Annotated in this window: 19 protein-coding genes and 2 pseudogenes; 10 read left to right on the top strand and 11 right to left on the bottom strand. The window is 71.2% G+C overall.

Translation table 11 applies throughout. The annotated features are described in order from the left end of the window. Positions 1 to 15: 15 nt before the first annotated feature. A complete protein-coding gene (gene snpA, locus QFZ75_RS20065; protein WP_307538819.1) occupies positions 16 to 687 on the bottom strand; it encodes a snapalysin in 672 nt (223 codons plus the stop codon). A 208-nt stretch (positions 688 to 895) separates the two neighbouring features. Here snpA and QFZ75_RS20060 point away from each other — a divergent pair, with 208 nt between their 5' ends. Further along, positions 896 to 1,819, top strand: a complete 924-nt coding sequence (locus tag QFZ75_RS20060) for a LysR family transcriptional regulator (RefSeq protein ID WP_307538817.1) — start codon at positions 896 to 898, stop codon at positions 1,817 to 1,819. Positions 1,820 to 1,891: 72 nt separating this feature from the next. Here the strand turns inward: QFZ75_RS20060 and QFZ75_RS20055 are convergent, their stop codons facing one another. Further along, positions 1,892 to 3,982, bottom strand: coding sequence for a PhoX family phosphatase (locus QFZ75_RS20055; protein ID WP_307538816.1), 2,091 nt, complete (start codon positions 3,980 to 3,982; stop codon positions 1,892 to 1,894). A 460-nt stretch (positions 3,983 to 4,442) separates the two neighbouring features. Between QFZ75_RS20055 and QFZ75_RS20050 the strand changes: the two genes are divergently transcribed. Both QFZ75_RS20050 and metG read left to right on the top strand, forming a co-directional pair. Next, positions 4,443 to 5,972 carry a VWA domain-containing protein gene (locus tag QFZ75_RS20050; protein WP_307538814.1) on the top strand — a complete coding sequence of 510 codons (1,530 nt, stop codon included), beginning with the start codon at positions 4,443 to 4,445 and terminating at the stop codon, positions 5,970 to 5,972. A 164-nt stretch (positions 5,973 to 6,136) separates the two neighbouring features. Beyond that, a pseudogene (gene metG / locus QFZ75_RS20045) lies at positions 6,137 to 7,865 on the top strand (methionine--tRNA ligase). An 18-nt stretch (positions 7,866 to 7,883) separates the two neighbouring features. Here the strand turns inward: metG and QFZ75_RS20040 are convergent. Then, on the bottom strand, positions 7,884 to 8,549 hold the full coding sequence (locus tag QFZ75_RS20040; protein ID WP_307538812.1) for a TetR/AcrR family transcriptional regulator: 666 nt from the start codon (positions 8,547 to 8,549) through the stop codon (positions 7,884 to 7,886). Between the two features lie 109 nt (positions 8,550 to 8,658). Between QFZ75_RS20040 and QFZ75_RS20035 the strand changes: the two genes are divergently transcribed. Beyond that, positions 8,659 to 9,606 carry an SDR family NAD(P)-dependent oxidoreductase gene (locus QFZ75_RS20035; protein ID WP_307538810.1) on the top strand — a complete coding sequence of 316 codons (948 nt, stop codon included), beginning with the start codon at positions 8,659 to 8,661 and terminating at the stop codon, positions 9,604 to 9,606. Positions 9,607 to 9,624: 18 nt separating this feature from the next. Here QFZ75_RS20035 and QFZ75_RS20030 read toward each other — a convergent pair whose 3' ends face one another. Together QFZ75_RS20030 and QFZ75_RS20025 are read right to left on the bottom strand one after the other, a co-directional pair. Beyond that, on the bottom strand, positions 9,625 to 9,831 hold the full coding sequence (locus QFZ75_RS20030) for a DUF397 domain-containing protein (RefSeq protein ID WP_307538808.1): 207 nt from the start codon (positions 9,829 to 9,831) through the stop codon (positions 9,625 to 9,627). Further along, the gene (locus tag QFZ75_RS20025; protein WP_307538806.1) at positions 9,828 to 10,682 is read right to left on the bottom strand and encodes a helix-turn-helix transcriptional regulator; all 855 of its coding nucleotides are present in this window, start codon (positions 10,680 to 10,682) and stop codon (positions 9,828 to 9,830) included. The genes QFZ75_RS20030 and QFZ75_RS20025 overlap by 4 nt, the downstream gene beginning before the upstream one ends. A 396-nt stretch (positions 10,683 to 11,078) precedes the next feature. Between QFZ75_RS20025 and QFZ75_RS20020 the strand changes: the two genes are divergently transcribed. Then, the gene (locus tag QFZ75_RS20020) at positions 11,079 to 11,978 is read left to right on the top strand and encodes a helix-turn-helix domain-containing protein (RefSeq protein WP_307538805.1); all 900 of its coding nucleotides are present in this window, start codon (positions 11,079 to 11,081) and stop codon (positions 11,976 to 11,978) included. A gap of 14 nt (positions 11,979 to 11,992) precedes the next feature. Here the strand turns inward: QFZ75_RS20020 and QFZ75_RS20015 are convergent, their stop codons facing one another. Next, positions 11,993 to 13,039, bottom strand: coding sequence for an SDR family NAD(P)-dependent oxidoreductase (locus tag QFZ75_RS20015; protein WP_307538803.1), 1,047 nt, complete (start codon positions 13,037 to 13,039; stop codon positions 11,993 to 11,995). A gap of 133 nt (positions 13,040 to 13,172) precedes the next feature. Between QFZ75_RS20015 and QFZ75_RS20010 the strand changes: the two genes are divergently transcribed. Next, positions 13,173 to 13,631: a MarR family winged helix-turn-helix transcriptional regulator gene (locus QFZ75_RS20010; RefSeq protein WP_307538801.1), complete on the top strand. Its 459-nt coding sequence runs from the start codon at positions 13,173 to 13,175 to the stop codon at positions 13,629 to 13,631. Between the two features lie 87 nt (positions 13,632 to 13,718). Next, complete coding sequence (locus tag QFZ75_RS20005; protein ID WP_307538799.1) at positions 13,719 to 14,195, top strand: hypothetical protein; 477 nt, start codon at positions 13,719 to 13,721, stop codon at positions 14,193 to 14,195. Here QFZ75_RS20005 and QFZ75_RS20000 read toward each other — a convergent pair. After that, positions 14,141 to 14,461, bottom strand: coding sequence for a hypothetical protein (locus QFZ75_RS20000; RefSeq protein WP_307538797.1), 321 nt, complete (start codon positions 14,459 to 14,461; stop codon positions 14,141 to 14,143). The two genes, QFZ75_RS20005 and QFZ75_RS20000, sit on opposite strands and share 55 nt — an antisense overlap. Before the next feature lie 381 nt (positions 14,462 to 14,842). On the opposite strand from QFZ75_RS20000, the gene QFZ75_RS19995 reads away from it, so the two are divergent. Next, positions 14,843 to 15,757: a hypothetical protein gene (locus tag QFZ75_RS19995; RefSeq protein ID WP_307538796.1), complete on the top strand. Its 915-nt coding sequence runs from the start codon at positions 14,843 to 14,845 to the stop codon at positions 15,755 to 15,757. Positions 15,758 to 15,843: 86 nt separating this feature from the next. Further along, positions 15,844 to 16,302, top strand: coding sequence for a hypothetical protein (locus QFZ75_RS19990; RefSeq protein ID WP_307538794.1), 459 nt, complete (start codon positions 15,844 to 15,846; stop codon positions 16,300 to 16,302). Positions 16,303 to 16,700: 398 nt separating this feature from the next. Here QFZ75_RS19990 and QFZ75_RS19985 read toward each other — a convergent pair whose 3' ends face one another. Next, positions 16,701 to 17,588 (bottom strand): intradiol ring-cleavage dioxygenase, encoded by an 888-nt coding sequence (locus QFZ75_RS19985; RefSeq protein ID WP_373465902.1) that lies wholly within the window; start codon positions 17,586 to 17,588, stop codon positions 16,701 to 16,703. Between the two features lie 194 nt (positions 17,589 to 17,782). Beyond that, on the bottom strand, positions 17,783 to 19,552 hold the full coding sequence (aspS, locus tag QFZ75_RS19980) for an aspartate--tRNA ligase (protein ID WP_307538790.1): 1,770 nt from the start codon (positions 19,550 to 19,552) through the stop codon (positions 17,783 to 17,785). A 168-nt stretch (positions 19,553 to 19,720) separates the two neighbouring features. Between aspS and QFZ75_RS19975 the strand changes: the two genes are divergently transcribed. Further along, entirely contained in the window at positions 19,721 to 21,979 is a 2,259-nt protein-coding gene (locus tag QFZ75_RS19975) for a SpoIIE family protein phosphatase (protein ID WP_307538788.1), read from the top strand. Here QFZ75_RS19975 and QFZ75_RS19970 read toward each other — a convergent pair. Both QFZ75_RS19970 and QFZ75_RS19965 read right to left on the bottom strand, forming a co-directional pair. Then, positions 21,886 to 22,986: pseudogene (locus QFZ75_RS19970) on the bottom strand (AI-2E family transporter); the annotation flags it as partial. The gene QFZ75_RS19975 and the pseudogene QFZ75_RS19970 sit on opposite strands and share 94 nt — an antisense overlap. Before the next feature lie 203 nt (positions 22,987 to 23,189). Further along, a complete protein-coding gene (locus QFZ75_RS19965) occupies positions 23,190 to 24,161 on the bottom strand; it encodes a pirin family protein (protein WP_307538787.1) in 972 nt (323 codons plus the stop codon). Positions 24,162 to 24,398: the final 237 nt, after the last annotated feature.

Raw genomic sequence — 24,398 nt, 5'->3', positions numbered from 1 at the left:
GCGGTCCCGAGGGGCCTAGCGGTCCTGGTTGACCTTCGCCAGCGCCTTCGCGAGCCCGTTGGCCCACAGCTGGTTCACCCGCGACCGCTCGGCGCTGTTGGGGTTCGCGTTCGTGCAGGACGTGCCCGGTCCGCCGCCGGACATCAGCTCGCTGCACGGACCGGTGTAGTGGTCGGGCAGGCCGAGCACGTGCCCGGTCTCGTGGGCGGTCACCCGCGTGGAGTTGTACTGCTGGTTCTGCCGGTAGTCGAGGAAGATGTAGCCGCGCCCGTGCCCGTCCGTGGAGGCGTACGAACCGCGCGAGTCGTTGCCCTCGCGGTACGTGAAGTTCGCGCCGCTGCTGCCGGCCTGCAGTCTGACGTTGGTGACGGAGCTGTTCCAGATCTGCGTGCTGCGGGCTATCTGGGAGGCGAAGGTCGGCGCGGCCGAGGCGTTGTAGACGACGGTGACGGCGGCGGCGGACCGCGGGTTCGCGGCACGCTGCTCGGCCACGGACTTCAGCACGGCGTCGAAGAAGGCCTGGTTGGCCTTCGCCTCTTCGCCGGAACCGTTGTAGTCCGTGTAGCCCGCGGAGGCGGCGGCCACCGGTTCGGGCGCCGGGGCCGCGGCGGCCGGGACCGTACCGAGCGCGGCGGCGGTGAGACCGAGACCGACCGCGGCGGAGAGCAGGGGTGTGGAAAGGCGCATCGAGGACTCCTCGGAGTGGGGGTGAAGTCGTCCTCGGTGAGTTTCGGCGCCTGTGAGGCCGCTGTGATGATGCCAAGTGGCGATAGGACGCGGTTATCCGCACGATATCGGCCCGAGGTCCGCCCGGCAGCGATCGTCCAAGTCGCCTGTTTTGAGTGGGGTTTGTGCATCTGGTGAAAGCTGTACTTCCGCCTTAGGCTCCGACGCCATGGACCTCGAGGTGAGGCACCTCCGTGCACTGTGCGCCATAGCCGACACCGGCAGCCTGCACCGGGCCGCCCGGCAGCTCGGCGTGTCCCAGCCCTCGTTGAGCACCCAGCTCAAGCGGATCGAGCAGGAGCTCGGCGGTCCCCTGTTCCTGCGCGAACGTACCGGCTGCCGGCCGACCCCGCTCGGCCTGGTCCTCCTCGGCCGCGCCCGCCCGCTGGTGGCCGAAATGCAGGCGCTGGTCGCGGAGGCGCGGGCCGCCGCGACGGACGCCGACGGGCCCCAGCTCCGTATCGGCTCCACCGCCAGCCGTGCCCTCGCGGGCTGGCTGCGGCGGCTGCGCACCCGGCAGCGCGAGCCGGTCCTGCAGATGGACGTCTCCGCCAACGCGCTGCTGCGCATGCTCGCCGGCGGTCGGCTCGACGTGGCCTTCGTGCATGAGGTGGAGGGCAGTCCGCTGCGGGTGCCGGACGGGCTCGTGCTGCGCGTCCTGGTCGAACGCGAACCGCAGTTCGTCTCCCTGCCGGCCGACCACCCCGCCGCCGCGTACCCCGAGGTGCGCCTCTCCGACCTGGCCGGGGACCGGTGGATGATCGACCCGACCGTCGACGGCGAGTGGGACGCCGTGCACCGCATGCTGCGGGCGGCGGGGCTGCGGCCGCGGGTGCTGCACGGGGACTACCACACGGCCGCCTCGCTGGTCGCGACCGGCGAGGTCGTCACGGTCTGCCAGCCGACGTGCCAGGTGCGGCCGGAGATGGCCGTGCGACGGATCCAGGGGGATCCCCTGGGGGTCCGGCTGTACCTCGCGGCGCGTACGGAGGGGGAGTTGGACCTTGTCTTCCCCGAGCTGTGGGAGGCGTACGCGGAGGTGGCGCGGGAGGCGCCCGGGTACTGGGAGTGGCTTGATCTGGTGGGGGTGTAGGGACGGGCGGACGGGTGGTCATGTCGCGGGGGCGCCCCTGTCACAGGGGCGCCCCCGGTCATGCGTGGCGCGTCAGACGCCGATGTCCTCGCCGTCCTTGCGCCAGACCGCCACCACCGCCGGGCGGACGATCCTGCCCGGTCCGTCGGGCCAGACGCTCGCCGGGTTCTCGACGGTCGCGCCGGTGATCTCGCCCGGGTGCTGCACCGCCACCAGGACGCGGCGGTCCTGGACGAGCGGGCCGCAGGTCTCGGCGCCCTTGGGCACGGTCAGGAACTGCTTCAGCTCACCGCGCCGGTCGCCCTTCGTCGCCACGCCGAACAGGCCGTCGTGCGAGCCGAGCTGGGCGCCGTCGGTGGAGATCCACAGGTTGCCGTGCGGGTCGAAGGCCACGTTGTCCGGGCAGGAGATCTGGCTGACCTTGTCCTTCGGGTAGCCCGCGAAGTACGTCGCCGGGTCCTTCGGGTCGCCCGCGACGAGGAACAGCGACCAGGCGAAGCCGGTGGCGTCGGCGCGGTTGCGGCGCTCGGTCAGCTCCAGGACGTGCCCGTGCTTGTTGGCGTTGCGCGGGTTGGCCTCGTCCGGCTTGGCGTTGGAGCCGACACCGCGGTTGGTGTTGTTCGTCAGGGCGACGTACACCTTGCCGGTGTGCGGGGAGGGCTGGATGTCCTCCGGCCGGTCCATCTTCGTGGCGCCCACCTTGTCACCGGCGAGGCGCGTGAAGACGTACACCTCCTCGGCGGTCATGCTGGGGACGTGCGAGACGGCGCCCTTCGCGGTGGCGGTGGCCAGCGGGATCCACGTACCGCTGCCGTCGAACTCACCGTCGGCCGGGAGCTTGCCGGTGCCGTCGATCTCGATCGCCGGGGAGTCGCCGGTGAGCCTGGCGACGTACAGCGTGCCCTCGTCGAGCAGGGTCAGGTTGTGCTCGCGGGCGGCGCGGCTGCTGCCGTGGCGCATCCGCTTGCTGCCGACGAACTTGTACATGTAGTCGAAGCGCTCGTCGTCACCGGTGTAGGCGACCGGACGGCCGTCGTCCGTGAGGCGGATCGTCGCGCCCTCGTGCTTGAACCGGCCCAGCGCGGTGCGCTTGCGGGGCGTCGAGGTCGGGTCGTACGGGTCCAGCTCGACGATGTAGCCGAAGCGGTGCACCTCGTTCGGCTCCTGGGCGACGTCGAAGCGCTTGTCGAACCGCTCCCACTTGCGCTCGGTGGCCCCGGTGCCGATGCCGTAGCGCGCGTCCGTCGTGCGGCTCGCGTTCGCGAAGTACTGGTTGAAGTTCTCCTCGCCGTGCAGCGTCGTGCCCCAGGGGGTCTGGCCGCCGGCGCAGTTGTTGAGCGTGCCGAGGACCTTCCTGCCGGTCGGGTCGGCGGAGGTCTTCAGGAGGTCCGAGCCGGCCGCGGGACCGGTCACCCGGAACTCGGTGGTCGCGGTCACACGCCGGTTGAGGTGGTGGCGGGGCACGGCGGTGAGCCTGCCGGTCCTGCGCTCCTCCTCGACCACGACGACGCCCAGACCGTGCGCGGCCCAGGCGATCTCGGCCTGCTCACGGGTCGGGTTCGCGGGGTCGTAGCCCTTGAACATCAGGACCTCGTCCGTGTACTCGTGGTTCGCCACGAGCAGCTGGCGGCCGCGCTCGCCCGGCAGCGGGAGCAGGGCGAGGAAGTCGCAGTTGTAGCCGAACTGGCCCGCCTGGGCCTTCGCGGTCTGCTGGTCCGGGTCGAAGGCCGGGGCGCCGCGCAGGATGGGCTCGCCCCAGCGGATGACCACGTTCTGGCCGTAGCCGTCGGGGACGGTCACGGCGTCGGTGGTGTTCGGCGCGACGGGTGTGAAGCGCAGGCCGCGGGCGGCCTTGTCCTTCGAGCCGTGCGAGCCGTGTCCGAAGGTGGCCGCCGCGCCCTCGGCGGACCGGGCGGCGGCGGGCGCCGCGCCGGCGCCGAGCAGCGCGCCGCCGGCCGCCGTGGTCACGGTCACCGCGGCGGCGGCACGCATCATGGAACGCCGGCCGATCGCCCCCGCGATGACGTCGCCGACGTATTCGTTGGCGCTGGTGTTGGGCGCCGGGTGGAAGCAGGCATCACCACAGCGGTACCGACAGGTCATCTCGGAACGACCGCCCGGGTGTGAGCCGGCCGAGCCGATCAGAGGCAGCAGGTTGCGCACGTTCCCTCCCCTATGTCTGTGTTCTGGCGTGACGCTAGGGGCACGCGCGTGCGAGGGCGCAGCCAAGGGGTGAACAGGCGGTGAACCCCCGCGGTCCGCGGGGGTGCCGGGGCAAAGGGAAGGCAAGGCGTGCCTAAGTTGACAGGCATAATCGACCCTGCTCAAGATCCCCGAATCCTGCGGCTAACCTTACGTGTCCGTCCTGGCCAGGGATTGACGGAACCAACTCATGCGAAGGGTTGCGCACATGGGCATTCTCACCCGCCTGCGGAATGCGTTCGGAAAGTCACGCAAGGAAGACGCTGCCGCTGCGGACCCTTCCACGTCCGCCGCCGAGACGACCGAGCCGACCGTGCCGGCCGCCCGGCAGGAGACGGCTCCCGAGCCCACGCCTGCGGCAGCCGAGCCCGAGGCTTCTGTCCCCGCACCGGCCACGGAGCCCGACACGGGGTCCGCGGCCGTGGCCGAGCCCGAGTCCGGCTCCGGCTCCGGCTCCGGCTCCGGCTCCGAGCGCAAGGCCGAGCCGAAGGCGTCCGTGGTGGACGACCTGGTGTCGGCCGCGTTCGACAACGTGACGGTGCCGAAGCAGGCGACGGCACCTGCGGCACCGGCCGACCAGAAGGAGCAGACGAAGCCCACCACCGAGCCCGAGCCGGCGGCGGAGCCGGAAGCCGAGCCCGCCGCGAAGGCGAAGGCCGAGCCCGAGGCGGAGGCCGCCATCGAGGCCGAGCCCGCCGCGAAGGCCGAGGCCGAGCCCGCGAAGACCGAGCCCGTCGTCGAGACCGAGCCCGCCGCGAAGGCCGAGGCAAAGGCCGAGCCCGAGGCGGAGGCCGTCGCGGTCGCCGACCCCGAGCCCGAGCCCGTAGCCGCCGAAGCGGTCCCGGAGCCGAAGCCCGGACCCGCCGCCGAGGTCGGGACCGAGCCGGCGCCGGAGCCGGTGGTGGCCGACGCCACGCCCGTGGTGGTCGAAACCGAGCCCGAGCTGGTCATCCAGCTCGTCCCGGAGCCCGAGACCACGCCGGAACCCGAGCCCGCCGTAGCCTCCGAGGCAGCGGCCGAGGCCGCCGCCGAGAAGGCCTCCGCCGCGGAGGCCGAAGTCGAGGCCGCCGTCGCCGAGGTCACCCCGGAGCCCGCGCCGGCCGCCGCGGAGACGGACGAACCGTCGACAGCCGCCGACGCCGATGCCGACACCGACGAGGCCGCCCGGAAGCCCTCCGAGGCCAAGACCGAGACCGCCGTCGAACCGGAACCCGCACCCGAGGCGGAGAAGGAGACGGAGGCGGACCCCGGCACGGTCGCCGCCACCGAGGACTCCGACTCCACCGGAGCCTCCACGTCCCCCGCGGACGTCGAGTCCCGCGCCCCCGGTCTCCTCTCCGCCTACAAGGCCGCCGCCACCGCCCTGGAGAACCAGGGCCTCACCGGCACCCGCGCCAAGGTCTACCTGGTGCTCGACCGCTCCGCGTCGATGCGCCCGTACTACAAGGACGGCTCCGCGCAGGCGCTCGGCGAGCAGACCCTCGCCCTCGCGGCCCACCTGGCGCCGGAGGCGAACGTCCAGGTCGTCTTCTTCTCCACCGAGCTGGACGGCACCGGCGAACTCACCCTCACCGGGCACGAGAACAAGATCGACGAACTCCACGCGGGCCTCGGCCGCATGGGCCGTACGAGCTATCACGCGGCCGTGGAGGAAGTGATCGCCCTCCACGAGAAGTCGGGCAGGCCCGCGGAGCCCGGCCTCGTCGTCTTCCAGACGGACGGCGCCCCCGACGCCAAGACCCCGGCCACCCAGGCCCTGACGGCGGCGGCGAAGAGCCACCCCGGTCTCTTCTTCTCCTTCGTCGCGTTCGGCGAGCAGGACAACAAGGCCTTCGACTACCTGCGCAAGCTGAAGTCGGACAACACGGCGTTCTTCCTCGCGGGCCCGACGCCCCGCGAGCTCACGGACGCGGAGATCTACGAGGGCGTACTGGCGAACTGGCGTCCGTAGGCCGCCGCCGGACCCCGCCCGGGCCGCCCCCTCCCCACCTTGTAAAAGGGGGAGCGGGCGGCCCACCCATGTCGGCTACGATTCCAAGGTTCGTAAGACGGTCGGAGGTCGAGGCGTCACCCGACCCGCCGTCACCCCACGCAGCGACTCGGGAGCAGCCCGCAATGGCTCGACACCTCATCACCAGCGCCCTTCCGTACATCAACGGGATCAAGCACCTGGGCAACATGGTGGGGTCCATGCTCCCGGCGGACGTGTACGCCAGGTACCTCCGCCAGCGCGGCCACGACGTCCTGTACATCTGCGCGACGGACGAGCACGGCACCCCGGCCGAACTGGCGGCGAAGGAGCAGGGCCTGCCGGTCGCCGAGTTCTGCGCCGGTGCCCATGACGCGCAGAAGGCGATCTACGACGGCTTCCAGCTGGCCTTCGACCACTTCGGCCGCAGCTCCTCCCCGCAGAACGCGGAGCTGACGCAGCACTTCGCGCGCCGCGCTGAACGAGAACGGCTTCATCGAGGAGCGGGCGATCCGGCAGGTGTACTCGCCGGCCGACGGCCGCTTCCTGCCCGACCGTTACGTCGAGGGCACGTGCCCGCACTGCGGTTACGACAAGGCGCGCGGTGACCAGTGCGAGAACTGCACGCGCGTCCTGGACCCGACCGACCTGATCGACCCGCGCTCGGCGATCTCGGGTTCGACGGACCTCGAAGTGCGCGAGACGACACACCTCTTCCTCCTCCAGTCGAAGCTGCAGGGCGAGGTGGAGGCGTGGATCGACGAGGTCGCGGACGAGTGGCCGCAGCTCGCGTCCTCCATCGCCCGCAAGTGGCTGACCGAGGGCCTGCACGACCGCGCGATCACCCGTGACCTGGACTGGGGCGTGCCGGTCCCGGCCGACACGTGGCCGGCGCTGGCCGCCGAGGGCAAGGTCTTCTACGTCTGGTTCGACGCGCCGATCGAGTACATCGGGTCGACGAAGGAGTGGGCGGACGCGGCCCCGCAGGAGAACCGCGACTGGAAGTCGTGGTGGTACGAGCCGGCGGGCGCCTCCGACGTGCGCTACACCGAGTTCATGGCGAAGGACAACGTCCCCTTCCACAGCGTGATGTTCCCCGCGACGGAGATGGGCGTACGGGAGCCGTGGAAGAAGGTCGACCAGCTCAAGGCCTTCAACTGGCTGACGTACTACGGCGGTAAGTTCTCGACGTCGCAGAAGCGCGGGGTCTTCACCGACCAGGCGCTCGACATCCTGCCCGCGGACTACTGGCGCTACTTCCTCATCGCCAACGCCCCCGAGTCGGACGACTCGTCGTTCACGTGGGAGCACTTCACGGCGACGGTGAACAAGGACCTGGCGGACACGCTCGGCAACTTCGTGAACCGCGTCCTGTCCTTCTCGAAGAAGCGCTTCGGCGAGGAGGTCCCGGCGGGCGCGGAGGCGGGCGCGCCGGAGGCGAAGCTCGGCGAGGAGATCGCATCACTTCTCGCCGACTACGAGACCCAGATGGAAGCACTCCAGTTCCGCAAGGCGGCGGCCGCCCTGCGCGCGCTGTGGTCGGCGGGCAACTCCTACCTGGAGGAGAAGGCCCCCTGGCTGGAGATCAAGACGAACCCGGAGGGCGCGGCCCTCACGCTCCGCACGGCGATGAACCTGATCCACCTGTACGCGGTGGTCTCGGAGCCCTTCATCCCGGCCTCGTCCGCCGCCATGCGCGCGGCCTTCGCCCTCCCGGACGACTCGGCGACCTGGGTGACCCGGGAGGAGGCCAGGTCCCTGGACTCCCTCCCCGCGGGCACCCCCTTCACGGTCCCCCCGGTCCTCTTCGCCAAGATCACGGACGAGGACCTGGAAACGTACAAGGAGCGCTTCGGCGGCGCGCCGGAGCAGTGATTCAGTACGAGCGCGACATCAGCTGCGGGGGAGTACGCCCAGGAGCGTCGCGGTCAGGGCCAGCTTCAGGGAGCCGTCCAGCTCCAGGTGGAAGCGGGCCAGGTCGGGTTCGGCCTGGTACGCCGCCTGGAGACTGGGGGGAGGAGTGCCGTACGCCGACAGGGCACCGGCCATGACCATGGTCTGCAGACTGAACAGTGTCGCGTTCTCGCCCAGCTCCGGCAGGTACTTCCGGAGCTGGGCGGTCATGGTTGCCAGGCGCTCCAGGGAGGCGCGCTTGTAGCGTGCCACGACCTCGACGGAGACGTTGCGCTCCAGGACGCTGCCCTGTGCGCCGAAGAGGTCGCACAGCACCACCCGGCCGGCGAGTGAGCGGCTGAGGATCTCGGCCACCGCTTCCGCCCGCTCGGTCATGGGGGCGTCCTCGTCGGCGCCGGCGGCCAGTTCCCCTGCCAGTTCCGTCAGCCATTCCCGCAGGAACCGGTCCAGCAGTTCCAGCAGCACCGCCTCGCGGGATTCGAAGTAGCGCAGCACGTTCGGTTTCGCCAGGCCCACCCGGCGGCTGAGCTCGCTCAGGGTGACCGCGGCCACCGGCATCTCGTCGAGCATCGCCGACGCCGTGTCGAGGATCGCCCGTCGGCGGATCTCCCGCTGCTCCTCGGTCCGCGCCCGCTGGAAAGTCACGATTACCAGCCTAACTTAAGTACCGGCGGTACGTTGACAACGTACCGGAAGTACTTTAGCGTCGTCGGCACAAGATACCTCCGGTACGTTACCTGGCTGGGAGCCCGACATGAGTGAAAAATGGACGACCTCGAACATTCCGGACCAGCATGGGCGGGTGGCCGTGGTGACCGGGGCCAACACCGGACTGGGGTACGAGACCGCCAAGGCACTCGCCGGGCACGGGGCGTCCGTGGTGCTCGCCGTACGCGACGTCCGGAAGGGCGAGCAGGCCGCGGCCCGCATGACCGGGGACGTGAGCGTGCAGGCGCTGGACCTGACCTCGCTCGACTCCGTCCAGGCCGCCGCGGCGGCGCTGCGGTCCCGGTTCGACCGGATCGACCTGCTGATCAACAACGCCGGCGTGATGTACACCCCGAAGCGGACCACCCGGGACGGCTTCGAGCTGCAGTTCGGCACCAACCACCTCGGCCACTTCGCGCTCACCGGACTGCTGCTGGACCTGATGCTGCCGGTGCCCGGCTCACGCGTGGTGACGGTCAGCAGCACCGGCCACCGCATCCGGGCCGCGATCCACTTCGACGACCTGCACGGGGAGCGGTCGTACAGCCGGGTCGCCGCCTACGGCCAGTCCAAGCTGGCCAACCTGATGTTCACCTACGAGCTGCAGCGCCGGCTCGCCGCGCACGGCACCACCGCCGCGCTGGCCGCGCACCCCGGTCTGTCCGGCACCGAGCTCGCCCGCAACACCCCCGCGGCCCTGCGGCTCCCGCTCACCTGGCTCGCGCCGCTGATCACCCAGACCCCGGCGATGGGCGCGCTGCCGACCCTGCGCGCGGCCACCGACCCCGCCGCGCTCGGCGGCCAGTACTACGGCCCCGGCGGACGCCGCGAGGTCATGGGCCACCCCCGGCTGGTCACCTCCAGCCCGCAGTCGTACGAGGCAGCCGTCCAGCAGCGGCTGTGGGCCGTCTCCGAAGACCTCACCGGGGTGAGGTTCCCCGTCGTCCGGTCCGGGCAGAACCCGATTCCCTCCGGACCGGCCGCCGCGATGTAGTGCGCGCCCGGTCGGAGGTCAGCTCCCCGAGGCGTACGCCACGAAGTCCGCCCACGCTCCCTGCGCGAGCGCGAGGCGAGGGCCTCCTATGTTCTTGGAGTCGCGGACGTGCACCATGCCGGGAACGGTGGCGATCTCGATGCAGTCGTTGCCGTCACCACTGCTGCTGTAGCTGCTCTTGAACCAGACCAGTGCGGTGTCCCGGGTGGTGGAGGTGCGGATCATGATTCTCCAAGCGTCTGCTCGATGAAGGCCCGCGACTCTCGGACGTTGAGGGCCTGGGCCCGGATCATGCCATAGCGCAATTCAAGGATTCTGAGCTGCTTCGGATCAGACACAGGGCGCCCGCTGAACGCCCCGTCGGAGCGCCCCACCGCAGTGCCGTCCGGGAATTTCAGTACCTCGATCAGCCCGCCCGTGCCGAAGTGTTCTTCACAGTCGGTCGGCATCACTTGGATCGACACGTTGCGCAACTGCCCCAGCGCCAGAAGGCGTTCGAGCTGCTGACGCCACACCATTCTGCCTCCGACCGGACGGCGGAGCGTCACCTCCTCCTGCACGAAACTGAGAGTCGGCGCAGGTGATCGCTCGAAGATCGAACGCCGGGCCATCCGCGCGGCCACCATCCGCTCCGTCTCCTCGTCCGAGTAGCCGGGAAGCCACACGTCGAAAAGCGCCCGCATGTGCTCCTCGGTCTGCAACAGACCATGGATGTTGTGGTTGCTGTACAGCCCCACCTCAACCGCCTGCGCCTCGGACTTCGCCAGTTCCCGAACCCTCTTCGGATACCGGACCTTCGCCACGTCCTCCTTCATCGCCGAGAGCAGCCCGCCCGCCCCCAGCACCTCGTCCGCCCTGTCCAGATACTCGCCCCGAGGGATCCGCTTGCCGCCCTCGATCTTGTAGACGAGGTCCTCCCCGTATCCCACCGCCGTCCCGAAGTCGGCGGCCCGCATCCCCACCGCCTCCCGCCGCAGCTTCAGCTGCCGCCCCACGGTCGCGACGACCGCCACACCCCAGTCGTCGTCCGGGTCGACCTCCCAGCCCGGTTCCTCCGCCTCGCCGTCGACCGGCATACCGCACCCCTCCGTCGTACCGCTGTGCCGCAACGCCCGTGACGAACTCCGGACGGTCACCCTGCGCAACGGCTTCGTCACTTCCCACGGTAAGCATGCACGGCCACGGTGCCCGGCCGAACCCGGTTCGCGACCGGAGCACAGCAACGTGTGTTCCGGTGCCCCTGGCGCTCTTCCCGAAGAACCACGCGAGGGAAAGGAACCCCACCAAGCCCCACCCCTCCCGCCCACGGCGGGCGCTCACTCGCGCGAGTGAACATCACCAACTCGGCTGGCCATGGGACGGGTTGCCTGCTCTACGCTCAGCGCGACACAACAGCAGACATGCGACGGCCCCCGCCGGGACTGGCATCCCAGTGCGAGGGCCTGACCACCGAGGAAGAAGAAGGCTTCCCGATGGATACGCAGAACCCTAGCGTGCACCCGCACGCCCGGACCCGTCCCACGGGCAAAAACCACCCGCCCCGGAGCGCCCGCGCGAACACGCACCCGAGCGGCATCACCCATGAGGTCTTCCGCCACACCAGCCGCTTCACCGTGGTCGGCAACCACCTCGCCCAGCACCCGGAGCTGTCCGGGCTGGCCATCGGGCTCGGCGTCCACATCCAGTCGCTCCCCACCGGCGCCCGCGTCGACATCAAGACCCTCGCCGCCCGCTTCCCCGAAGGCCCGACCCGTATCGCCGCCGCCCTGCGCGAACTGGAGGCCCACGGCTATCTGCGCCGCATCCGCGAACGCACCGAGAGCGGCCGGATCGTCACTCGCACGGTCTCCTGCAACCAGCCGGGCCGGCACAGGGACCACGGGGACCGGCCCGACGAACCCGGGCCCGCGGCCCGGCGGACCGCCGAGCCGCAGAAGAAGCCCGCACGCCGCGCCCTCCCGGCCGTTCCGAAACCGGCGTACATCTCCCCGGCCCTCCTGCGGACGGCCACCGACGTCCTGGCGGAGCTCCGCCGTGAGGACCCCCGCCTCCTCCTCTCCGCCACCGACGCCGAACACCTCGCCCCCGGCGTCGTCGCCTGGCTGGAGCGCGACCTCACCCCCAGCGCCGTACGCCACGCCCTGACCGGCGACCTGCCGGCCGAGCCCCTGCACCGCCCGGCCGCCCTCCTGGCCCACCGCCTCACGGCACAGCTCCCACCGCCCCCGCCGTACCGCGCCCCGGAACCGGCCCCGTCCGTCAGACACCCGCTCCGCAACTGCGACACCTGCGACCGCGCCTTCCGCAGCCCCGAACCCGGCCTGTGCCGCGACTGCCGCGAGCCCGGGCCACCCGGTGTCCCGCCCGTCTGACGGGGCACTGCGGACTACAGGACCGGTTCGAACAGGGTCGGCGGCATGGGGGGCGTGGCGAGGAGGGCGGCGATCCTCGGAATCTGGTCCGCCACGCTCGCGCTGTGCTCCGTGAACGCCTCGATCGAGGCGAACCTCTGGATGACCAGCAGCGGTCCGTCGCCACCGCCGTGCGGTCGGTGCACCGAGTAGTGCAGGCACCCCGGTTCGGCGCGGATCTGCGGAGCGAGTTCGGCCAGCACCTCCAGGAGGTCCTCACGCCGTCCGTTCCCGGGCTCCATCGTGGAAGCGGCGACGACCTCGCCGGTCCTGGCCGGCCGGTCGCCCTGGAGCACCGCCAGCGCCTCGTCCGCCTCGGCCCGACTGCGCAGCCGGATCTCCAGGCCGTCCACCGCCGCCGAGGCCGAGGCCGCGACGGCGACCGCACCGACCTGCTCGGCACTGACCCAGTCCGGATCGCCGGAGTCGGCCAGGCGGGTCCTGACCGGCCCGAGGACCAGGGCGAAGACCCGCTGCCGTCCTGCCACCTCGGCCTCGACCACCTGCCGCATCATCAGCAGGGCGGCCTGCTCCATGCTGACCAGGCCGCTGCCGGGAACCGGCGTGAACGCGGAAGCCCCGACGATCAACGTGTAGGCGCCGCGGGCGTCCAGCCGGGGCAGGAAGGCCCGCAGGACGGCCACGTGCGCGGCCGCGAGCCCGACGAAGGCGTTCTGCCAGTCACTCTCGTCGATCTCCCAGAGCCGCTTGCCGGCCCACCACCCGCCGATCGGGGCCACCACGTCGTCGACACCACCGAGCCTGCGCTCCATCTCCTCGGCGAGCTGCTCGGCGCCGGCGAACGTCGTGTAGTCGTGAACCACCAGGTGCAGATGGTCGGTCGCCGCGTCACCGAGCACGCGCCGGAACTCCTCCGCCCGCTCCTGGGTGCGGGTCGGGACGACGACGTCCGCACCGGCGGCGAGGTAGCTGCGGACGACACCCTCTCCCACGGCTCCCGTGCCGCCCGGAACGACCACCCTGCGACCGGACAAATCGGGAAGTGCATTGCTGTTGTGCATGAGACGACTCCTCGGGAGCGGGGCGGTCGACCGGCGGTCCTCCACTGACCCCACTCACATGTTGGCCAGGCCAACGTTGGTTGGCCCAACATAACAGGTGCGTGTTGGGGTGGCCAACGGTTAGGGTGGGGACATGGCGGACATGGATCACGCGCTGCAACCCCCGGCCCGACTGCGTGAGCTCGCCAGCTGGCAGGCGGGCAAGGTGTCGACGCTCGGCGCCCGGCTGACCGCGCAACGCATGCCGCTGAGTGCCCGCGCCGATTTCGCCGTCCTGGCGGCGCTGGAGGAGTACGGGTCGCTCAGCCAGGCCGGGATCGGCCGCCGCCTCGGCCTCGACCGCAACGACGTCAGCGGCATCCTCAACCGCCTGGAAGACTGCCGCCGGGTCGACCGGCAGGCCGACCCCGCCAACCGGCGCCGCAACGTCGTCACCCTCACCGCCGCCGGAAGGCAGTACCTCGAGGAACTCCAGCAGCACGCCGACGTCGTCCAGGCCGAACTGCTCGCCGGCCTCGACGCCGCGGAACGACGACAGCTTCACTCCCTGCTCGCCAAGCTGCTCGACAGCCACACGCCGCAACCGGCTTGAGGTGACGTCGACGCGTGCGGCGCGGGCCGCACCCCGTTACGGGACCCCGCTCCTGGCATGAGCACGATTCATCCGTATGGTTTCGTCATGGCAGTCCCCCAGGTCATCCCGATCGCGTACGAGCCGCGCCACCGCACCGATGCCATAGGGCACTACGCGGAGGGGCAGTTCCTGGGGTCGGTCTCCTACGCCTTCCCCGAGGACTACCGCCCCGACGACGGCTGGGAAGAGCACAAACGCCTCTTCACCGTGCTCCACACCTTCGACACCGAGGGGCGTCACCGCGACTCGGAGATCTGGTGCGCCGGCACCTGGGCCGAGCAGCAACGCGCCCCGCACGGGCCGCAGTCCGTCCTCTCCCAGGCCCAGGCCCATCTCGCGAAGCTGCTCCGCAGCCTTCCGCGGCGCCGCTACGCGGACATCGCGGTCCGGCCCTTCCGGCTGACCCGCGACGGCGCGCTGTTCGGTCTGCTCACAGGTGAGGACGAGGGAGAGGCGTGGGCCGAGCTCTATCCGGACCGCCTGGGCTTCGGCCCGCCCTGGGACGGCTCGTACGACACCTGAGCCCGTCCTCCGGCAGCACCGGCCGAGCCGGGGCCGAGGGCCGCGCGGGCCGCGCGGACATGGCGCAGGCCCGCTACGGCGGTCCGGCTGACCTGCGCGTACCGGGCGGGGGTGCAGGCGGCGGCCAGTTCGGCCCCGGCCGTACGCAGACACGCGGCCGCGTCCGTCAAGGAGTGCTCCGCGTTCCGGTCGGCGCTCTTGCGGAGGCGACGAGCGACTACCGCCCCGGCGATCAGCGGCAGTGCGAGCAGCACGGTGCATGCCATGGTCTCCTCCGGTGATCTCGCGAGATCCCTGTGAGTGCCTGTCTCTGATCCCGGACCAGGTGTCAGCGCCGGCCGGTACGGCCGGTGATGCCCTCCCCGCAGCCGGCGGCTCACCTCCGTCAGCACCCTGGAAGTTTGCAGGTTCCGCCCGCTTCTACCGCGTGTGAGGATCACTCTCGCCCCGCCTCAAGGGCACACAACCCCCGCACCTACACCCTCACCACCGGCGGCATCGACCGCATCAGGATCACCCAGCGCTATCACCACTCGACCGGCGATCTGAGCTGCGGAAACCCAACGGACCACCCCGAACCGTGAAGCGCAACCGACGGGGCGACACCGCACCCACCACACTTCGCACCGAGCCCAGGGAGTCGCCCGATGCCACGCCGGACCTTGCTCCTCCTGACCGCCACGGTCCTGGCGGCGACCCTCACAGGGTGCGCGGACGGTACGTCGTCCGCGCCGGACGCCGCCCCGGGCGCCGGTACCGGCCGGCACGTCTCGGACGACCAGGAGCAGACCCTGCACCTCGCCGAGCAGCTCCTGCTCAAGGAGTGCATGGAGAAGCGCGGATACGAGTACTGGGTCGAGGAGCGGCAGGCGCCCGACGGGGCGAGCCGGTTCCCGTACGTCGTCGACGACCCGGCCTGGGCCGCCCGGCACGGATACGGCACCGACCTCTACCGCGAACAGCAGCAGAAGGCCTCACGCGACCCCAACCAGCGGTACTTCCGGTCCACGCCCGCCGACCGCGCACCGGCTCTGCTGAGCGCGGTCAACGGACCGCAGGCGGAAGGACTTTCCGTCCGCCTGCCGAACGGCATCCAGGTCACCCACAGCGACCGGGGCTGCGTCGCGGAGGCGCAGCGGACGCTGTACAAGGACCTGCCGGCCTGGTTCCGGGCCACCCGCATCACCACCAGTCTCGGCGGCATGCGCGTCGCCATGGTGCTCAGCGACAAGCGCTACCTGGCGGCCGTCAAGCCGTGGGCGCACTGCATGAAGGCGAAGGGCTACGCGTATCCGAGCCCCGCCGAGGCCCGCGCGGCGGCCACCCGGCCCGACAAGGTGTGGCTGCACGCCAAGGAGGTGCGGCTGGCATCGGCCGAGGCGGCCTGCGCAGGGTCCGGGTCCACCTCCGGGTCCGGTGACCTGTCGACCGTTGCGAAGTCCCTCGACGCCGAGTACCGGGCCGAGTTGCGGCGCCGCCACCCCGGGCCGACGGCCGATCTCGAACGCCTCAAGCGCGAGGCGCTGCCGCGTGCCCGGGCGATCGTCGCGCGCGGCGACTGACACCGCGCGCTCCCCACGGACCACCACGGCGCCGACCGTGGTCGCACCACCCCGCCACGTCACTCATCACGAACGAAGGAACACCCATGTCGATCAAGCGTGTCCTCACCCTCGCCGCCTCGGCCGCGGCCGTCGCCGTCCTCGTCTCCCCGGTCACCGGCGCCAGCGCCGCGGAGTCCGGCTCGCAGGACACCAGGTCGGCCCGGCTGGCGTCCTCCGACGGCTACCTCCACGTCTACACCCAGCCGTACGGCAGCGGCACCGAGTGCAAGTGGGAGGGCAACTCCAACAACTGGGGCGCCTGCCGCAACCTGACCTCCGACATCTGGAACAACGCCTACCTGGGCGGCAACGACGCCGTCGATCTGTACACGGCCCCCGACGCGGGCGGCGCGCACGCCTGCATCGACGCGGGCGACCGCTGGATCGACACCACCACCAACCAGTACCACTTCACCTACGGCGCCGGCCTGGAGGGTTTCGGGCAGAGCATCAACAACAACATCTCCTCGCACCGCTGGGTCAACTACTGCAGCCAGCACTGACCGGTCGTGGACGTCACGCCGGGCGGGAACCTTTCCCTCGGGACGCCGTGAAAGCCCGCGAAGGAGACTTCCTCGACGACCACCGGGCGCACAGACGGTCGGTGCGGTACGCCGACACGATGACCCGCCGTGGTCGGGGTCGGGGAGCTCCGGCGGGAAGTGCCGCTCCAGGATCTCCGCCCACCGGTGCAGGACGACGAATCCGTTCGTGCCGGCCTGCGCCTGGACCGGTTCGGCCAACGCGTCGACGAACGGCTGCGCGGCCGTGACCGGCGGCATCGCGAGCGGCGAACGGCGAGCGGCGAACAGCGCACCGTGGACCGTGGACCGTGGACCGCGAACGGGCCCGGAACCGTCGTGGTTCCGGGCCCGTTCGCGGCCGTTGCCGGACCGTCGGCTCAGAGGTCGGTGCCCTCGTGCGTCGCGTCCGGGTCCACGCCCATCGTGAGCGTGCCGAGGACGCCCCTCTCGATGGCGGTCTTCTTGTAGGTGAGCTTCAGGAGACCGCCCGCCGTGCCCGACTGGTCGTAGATCGTGTCCTCGGTCAGCGTCGTGCGCTCGGTCGTCGACGTGGAGTACGGCTCGACCTGCGCCGAGGCGAGCACCGACTCCTCGTCGAAGAAGAACTGGCCGGTGTGGCAGGTGGTGCCGCCCTCGTAGCCGGCGTCCGTCCAGGCGCCGCCGACGTGCACCTTGGTGTGGATGTGGACGCACCGGCCCCGGTACCAGCCCGGGAAGACCGTCCGGAAGGTGACGAAGCCCCGCTTGTCCGTCCGCCACGTGCCACGCAGGTAGCGCTCGTCGTCGGTGGGCTCCTGGTGGCCCCCTCCGCCGCCGGGCGGGGGTCCGGTCGGCGTGCCCGTCGGTACGTCGGTGGGCGTCCCGGTGGGTGGCGGCGTACCACCACCGCCGCCTCCGCCCCCGCCTCCGCCGGAGGAGTCCTCGTAACCGGAGTAGAGGCCCAGCGCGTCGCAGTGCCAGATGTCCACGGCGGCGTTCCTGACCGGCTCGCAGGTGTCGTTGTCGATCACCTTGAGGCGGAGGGTCAGCGGGATGCCCTCCCTGTCCTCGGTGATGTCCCTCCGCAGCTTGTCCGCGTCGATGTAGTACGGACCCTCGGTGGTCTCCGAGGTGAGCCGGTAGCAGGTCTCCGCGGAGGTGGCGGAGGTGGCTGAGGTGGCGGAGGAAGTCTGTTGAGCGGCGTTCGCGGTCGCGGCGATCGTGCCGCCCACTCCCACCGCGGCCACCGCCGCACCACCCGCCACGACGACCTTACGACGCGTCATGTTTCGCTTGTCTTGCGGCTCTTGGGCCGCCTGGTCTCTCGTCATGGGCGAGGAAACTAGGCACGAAGGCTGTCAACAGCATGGGTGCGGACTGTGGATCGCGGTATGCGCGGGCAACTTGGCGTGAAACGACCGTGGGGCGGTGCCACCCTGTCGAGGGTGGCACCGCCCCACGGCGACGTCCGGCGCGGGCGCTACTTCGCCGGGTTCACCGGCTTGCGCACCGAGAGGTGCAGCTCACGCAGCCGCGTCTCGTCCAGCTCCGTCGGCGCGCCCATCATCAGGTCCTGCGCGTTGCCGTTCAGCGGGAACGCGATGGTCTCCCGGATGTTCGGCTCGTCGGCCAGGAGCATGACGATGCGGTCGACGCCGGGGGCGATGCCGCCGTGCGGCGGGGCGCCGAAGCGGAACGCGCGCAGCATGCCCGCGAACTGCTCCTCGACGGTCTCCCGGTCGTAGCCCGCGATCTCGAAGGCCTTCAGCATGATCTCCGGCTCGTGGTTCCGGATGGCACCGGAGGACAGCTCGACGCCGTTGCAGACGATGTCGTACTGCCAGCCCAGGATGTCCAGCGGGTCCTGGGTCTCCAGGGCCTCAAGGCCGCCCTGCGGCATCGAGAACGGGTTGTGCGAGAAGTCGATCTTGCCCGTCTCCTCGTCCTTCTCGTACATCGGGAAGTCGACGATCCAGCAGAAGCGGAAGACGCCTTCCTCGAAGTGCCCGGCGCGCTTGGCGGTCTCGACGCGCACCGCGCCCATGATCTTGGAGACCTCGTCGAACTCGCCCGCGCCGAAGAACACCGCGTGGCCGGCCGCCAGCGACAGGCGCTTCGTCAGCTCGGCGACGTTGTCCTCGGTGAGGAACTTGGCGATCGGGCCGGTCAGCGAGCCGTCCTCGGCCACCCGCACCCAGGCGAGGCCCTTCGCGCCCTGCGAGACCGCGTAGTCACCGAGCTGGTCGAAGAACTTCCGGGACTGCGCGGCCACGTCCGGCACCGGCAGCGCCCGTACGTGCTTGCCCGCGAAGGCCTTGAACTCGGAGCCCTCGAAGACGTCGGTGATGTCGACGAGCTCCAGCTGGGCCCGCAGGTCCGGCTTGTCGGAGCCGTACTTGAGCATCGACTCGCGGAACGGGATCCGCGGGAACGGCGAGGTGACGTGCCGGCCGTTGCCGAACTCCTCGAACAGCTCGGTCATGAGCTTCTCGATCGGCTGGAAGATGTCCTCCTGCTCGACGAAGGACATCTCCACGTCGAGCTGGTAGAACTCGCCCGGCGAGCGGTCGGCGCGCGCGTCCTCGTCACGGAAGCACGGCGCGATCTGGAAGTACCGGTCGAAACCCGAGATCATCAGCAGCTGCTTGAACTGCTGCGGGGCCTGCGGCAGGGCGTAGAAACGGCCCGGGTTCAGCCGGGACGGCACCACGAAGTCGCGCGCACCCTCGGGGGAGGTGGCGCTGAGGATCGGGGTCGCCATCTCGTTGAAGCCCAGCGTCGTCATCTTGTGACGGATGGCGGAGATGACCGACGTGCGCAGCAGGATGTTGCGGTGCATGCGCTCGCGGCGCAGGTCCAGGAAGCGGTACTCCAGGCGCCGCTCCTCGTTCACACCGTCCTCGGTGTTGATCGTGAAGGGCAGCGGGGCGGCGGCGCCGAGCAGCTCGACCTCGCTCACCTCGACCTCGACCTCGCCGGTCGGCAGCTCCGGGTTCACGTTCTCCGTGCCACGCGAGACGACCTTGCCGTCGACCCGGACCGTGGACTCCTTGGAGACCTTGTCGAGGGCCTCGTACGCGGGGGTACCGGGGCGGGCGACGAGCTGCGTGATGCCGTAGTGGTCGCGCAGATCGATGAAGAGGATGCCGCCCAGGTCTCGGCGATTGTGCAGCCAGCCGCTCAGCCGGACGTCGCTGCCGACGTCAGAGGCGCGGAGCTCGCCGCAGGTGTGGGACCTGTACCGATGCATCGTCGTTCATCCAGTCTTCGCGGTCGGGGACATGTTTCACGTGAAACACCTGCAAGAGTACCGGCCACCCCATGATCGCCGTCCGCAATAGCCGGGGCCGGACGATCGCCCACCCCGCCCCACCTGCCTCGGTGGCACCCTTCGTTCACCTGTTCATACAGTGGGTCAATGCGCACAGGTGATCCCCTTCCCTCTGTGGGGGACGTCCTCACCACCCTCGCCACCGGCCTGTGGAGGTGGGACGACGGTGCCGGGAAGGTCACTTTCGACGCCGAGGCCTCCCGGCTCCTCGGCCTGCCCGCGGAGCCGACCGTGCTCACGGAGGCGGGGGTGCGGGCCCGTTTCCATCCCGTCGACTGGAACGAGGTCAACGGGGTCGTCCAGCTCGCCGCCGCCGAGGACACGCTCGCCGAGCTGCGGCTGCGCGTCATGGACGACCGGGGCCGCGTGATCCGTATCGTACGCAGCCGTTCCAAGCCGTCGTTCGACCCGGACACCAGGTCGTACCAGCTGATCGGCACCCTCCAGGAGGTCACCGAGCCGTCGCCGGGCGCCGCCGCGCGGACACCCGTCACGGGCGACTGGCGCCGCTCGCGCGAGGCGTTCCTGCTGGACGCGGGACGGGCGCTGGCCGAGGCACGGTCCACGGCGGAGGTGCTGCGGGTCGCGGCCGGCCTGTCGATGCCCGGGTTCTCGCCGGACGGGCTCGCGGTGTTCGGCGCGGAGGCCGACCGGCTGACCGTCATCGGTCACCACGGGCAGCAGCCGGGGGACGAGGATCCGTTCTCCCAGATGCCGCTGGACACGGACTACCCGGCCGCGGAGGTCGTCCGCACCGGCCGGGCCGTCTACCTCTCCTCCCCGGACGACTACCGCAGCCGGTTTCCGGCCGCCTGGCCGCTCGCCCAGGGCTTCGGCCGCCGGTCCTGGGCGTTCCTGCCGCTCACGGTGGCGGGGCGCACGATGGGCGCGTGGATGGCGGCCTTCACGTACCCGGTCACCTTCACGCCCGACGAACGGTCCGTGCTGACGACGGTGGCTCGGATGCTGGCGCAGGCCCTCTCGCGCGCCGGGGTCACCGAGTCCGAGCGCGAGCTCACGGACGGCCTGCAGCGCTCGATGCTGCCGACGCTGGGACCGAAGATCCCCGGGATGAGCGTCGCGGCCCGGTACGTGCCCACGGGCGGCGGGCTCCAGGTGGGCGGCGACTGGTACGACATGATCCCGCTGCCCGGCGGTACCGCGCGGACGAGCCGTGGCGGCCGCTTCGCGCTGGTCATCGGCGACGTCCAGGGCCACGACGTACGCGCCGCGGGACTGATGGGACAGCTCCGGATCGCGCTGCGGGCGTATGCCTCGGAGGGGCACCGCCCGGACGCGGTGCTCTCGCGCGCCTCACGCTTCCTGTACGGGATCACCTCCGACGAGGAGATCGCGGACCTGCGCTTCGCGACCTGTCTGTACGTCGAGGTGGACCCGGAGAGCGGCGTACTGGAGATAGCCCGGGCCGGGCACCCGGACCCGGCGATCCGCATGGCGGACGGGACCGTGCTGAACCGGCCCACGGCGGGCGGGCTGCCGCTGGGCATCGACCCGGACGCCGACTATCCGACGACGCGGCTCGTGCTGGAAGCCGGCGAGACGATGCTGATGTGCACGGACGGACTGATCGAGACCGGCGGGCACGACCTGGACACCGGCTGGATCAGGATCCGCAAGATCCTGGAGAGCCACGACGGCGACATGGAGGCGCTCGCCGACGCGCTGGTGCAGGCCGTGCACGGCCCCTCCTCGCACCACACGACCGGGCCGCTGGCGGACCGCCGTGAGGACGACATAGCGGTACTGCTGCTGTGCCGGGCGGGGGAGGGAGGCTGCGACCCCGACGCCTCGACCACCGAGCGGCCGGCCGTACGGCGCACCGTGCTGACCGTCGCGCAGGCCGAACCGCACAAGGTCGCGCTGGCCCGGCAGCAACTGCGGGAGTTCCTGCACGACTGGACCTGCGCCGACCAGGTCGACTCGGCGGTCCTGCTGCTCTCCGAGATGGTGACGAACGTGCTCGTCCACACGGACGGGGACGCGCTGCTGGCCGCCGAGATGACGGGCGCGGCGCGCGCCCGCCGGATACGGATCCAGGTGGCGGACGGCAGCGACGACCTGCCCCACAGGCGGCACCCCGGCGAACTGGCCTCCTCCGGGCGGGGCCTGGTCCTCACCGAGCTGCTCGCCGACGCCTGGGGGGTCGACCCCCGGGGCGAGGGCAAGAGCATCTGGTTCGAGCTCTACGAGAAGGGGTCCGAGCCCGACGGGGAGGAAGGGCCCGACGGGGAGGAAGAGGCGGACGGGGAGGAAGAGGCCGGACCGGCCGGGGGCGCCTCCGTCCCTCCGCCCGTCTGGGATCCTCCGCCCGCCTCGGACGCGTAACGCCCCCGCAGTTCCGCGATCACGCCGAACGCCGCCGCCGTCAGGGGCACCGCCAGCAGCATGCCGAGGATGCCCGCGACCGAGGCGCCGGCGGTGATGGCCAGCATGACGACGGCCGGATGCATCTGGACGGTCCGGCTCTGGATCACCGGCTGCAGCACATGCCCCTCGAGGACCTGTACGGCCAGGACGACCCCCAGCGCCCACAGGGCGATCACGAACCCCCGGTCGGCGAGCGCCACCAGGACCGCCACCGCGCCGGAGAGGAAGGCGCCGAGGTAGGGGATGTACGCGCCGACGAACACCAGCGCGCCGAGTCCCAGCGCTCCGGGCACCCCCAGCACGAACAGCCCCACGGTGATGCAGGTGGCGTCGATGAGCGCGATCAGCGTCGTCCCGCGCATGAATCCCTCGACGGCCTCGTACGCCCGTCGCGCCATCGCCTCGACCGTGTCGCCCGACCGCCGGGGCACCAGCGAACGCAGGGTCCCGACGGCCCGGTGCGAGTCGCGCAGGAAGAAGAAGACGAGCAGCAGCGCGAGGACGGCCATGGCGACGAGCTCGCCCACGACGCTGATCCCGCTGATCACCCCGGACGCCGCCGTCCCGCCGAACTTGCCCATCAGCTCCTTGGCGTGGGAGGTGAGGTCGTCGAGGGAGGTGCCGGACGTCCCGAAGTGGTCGGACAGCCACCGGGCCGACTCCTTGAGGGAGGCGGCGATCTCGTCGCCGGTGTCGATCAGCGCGGCGACGACGATGTACGCGGCCCCGCCGACGACGGCGACCACCGCGGCGCAGGTCACGCCCGCCGCGACGGACCGGTTGACCTTCGCCTTCACCAGCCGCCGGTACAGCGGTCCGAGCAGGGCCGTGCCGAGGAGCGCGAGCAGCACGGGCACCACGGCGGTCCTGAGCTCCTCGCACAGCCGTACCCCGACCAGTACGACACCGGTGACCAGCAGCACGACGAGGCACCAGGCGCCCACGCGGCGCACGGGTTCGGGCAGGAGCGGGCCGGATCCGGGAGGGCTCCCGGCGGACCCGGCGGGCTCGGCGGGCTCGGCGGGAGGGGGCTGCACGTTCTCACCCGATCACGCGCCGGGCGGGACGGCACTCCCGGAAGACCGAACGGAGGCCGGAACGCACGGGGCCGGAACGGGGCGGGCCCCCGTCCGGTTCGGACGGGGGCCCACCTGGTGAGCGACGGGGCCTAGAGCCCGCCCTCCGACATGCCGTGCACGGCCGGGACCGTACCGAGGCGCCCCTTCTGGAAGTCCTCGAAGGCCTGCTGCAGCTCGTCGCGGGTGTTCATCACGAACGGGCCGTAGTGCGCCATCGGCTCACGGATCGGCTGTCCGCCCAGGATGACGACCTCGAGGTCCGGGGTGTTCGCGTCCTGCTTCTCGTCCGCGCGGACGGTCAGCGAGGAGCCCGCGCCGAAGACGGTCGTCTGGCCGGTGTGGACCGGACGGCGCTCCGCGCCGACCGAGCCCTTGCCCGCCATCACGTACGCGAGGGCGTTGAAGTCCTCGCGCCACGGGAGCGTGAGCTCGGCGCCGGGCGCCACGGTCGCGTGGACCATGGTGATCGGCGTGTGCGTGATGCCGGGGCCCTCGTGACCGTCCAGCTCGCCGGCGATGACCCGCAGGAGCGCGCCGCCGTCGGGGGTGGAGAGCAGCTGGACCGAACCGCCGCGGATGTCCTGGTAGCGCGGGGCCATCATCTTGTCCTTGGCCGGCAGGTTCACCCACAGCTGGAGCCCGTGGAAGAGACCGCCCGACATGACGAGCGACTCCGGCGGGGCCTCGATGTGCAGCAGGCCCGAGCCCGCCGTCATCCACTGGGTGTCGCCGTTGGTGATGGTGCCGCCGCCGCCGTTGGAGTCCTTGTGGTCGAAGACGCCGTCGATGATGTAGGTCACGGTCTCGAAGCCGCGGTGCGGGTGCCAGGGGGTGCCCTTGGGCTCGCCCGGCGCGTACTCCACCTCACCCATCTGGTCCATCATGATGAACGGGTCGAGGTGGCGGTAGTTGATCCCGGCGAAGGCGCGGCGGACCGGGAAGCCCTCGCCCTCGAAGCCGCTCGGCGCGGTGGTCACCGTGAGCACGGGGCGGGCCACGGACTCGGCCGACGCCGCCACACGGGGCAGGCTCAGCGGGTTCTCGACGGTCACTGCAGGCATGTCGGTACCTCCTTGTGCTTCGAGTTTAGTTGAATGTAGAACTTTCTGCCACCCGGAACACGGAACGCCCGGAGGGAATTCCCTCCGGGCGTCATGGGTGGGGGCGGGGCGGGGTTGTCGTGCGGCTGCGGCCTGGTCATGGCCCGTCGCGCAGTGCCCCGCGCCCCTCGGGCGCGGGCACGTGGCGTGGGGCGGTCTTTCGGGGGCGCGGGAAACTGCGCGACCGGCCCCCGCCGG

Origin of the sequence: Streptomyces sp. V3I8, from assembly GCF_030817535.1 — a bacterium.
GTDB lineage: Bacteria > Actinomycetota > Actinomycetes > Streptomycetales > Streptomycetaceae > Streptomyces.
The sequence above is the reverse complement of the archived record's forward strand: the minus strand, read 5'-3'. Positions and strand labels throughout refer to the sequence as shown.